A 372-nucleotide genomic window follows, 5' to 3' on the forward strand; every position below is an offset into this window, starting at 1 on the left:
AATAGCGGGACGTTTGGTTCGGGAACTTAAACGAAACCTAGGTAGTAACAGGGAGTACGACAAACTCATTTCCCTCTTTGAAAGGATTCTTTCGCAACGGCGTAATTCCACTCAAAAGATTTATTCTCTTCATGAACCGGATTTTCAATGCATCAGTAAAGGTAAGGAGCACAAAAAATATGAGTTTGGAAACAAAGTCTCGATTATACGCTCCATGACGGGAGTGATTTTGGGAGCCTCTTCTTTCCGTAATGAGTACGACGGACATACCATAGAGCAAAGCCTCGATCAGGTGAAGAGACTCACGGGAGAAAGGATTAAGAAACTGGCCGGAGATAGAGGTTACCGTGGAAAAAAAGAAATAAACGGTAC

1 pseudogene is annotated in these 372 nt (G+C 42.7%); it reads left to right on the top strand.

Annotation, left to right across the window (positions count from 1 at the left end):
• Nucleotides 1-372 (top strand): annotated as a pseudogene (locus tag A6X21_RS12360) (IS5/IS1182 family transposase); the annotation flags it as partial.

It is taken from the genome of Planctopirus hydrillae, assembly GCF_001707835.1.
In the GTDB taxonomy this organism is placed as follows: Bacteria; Planctomycetota; Planctomycetia; order Planctomycetales; family Planctomycetaceae; genus Planctopirus; species Planctopirus hydrillae.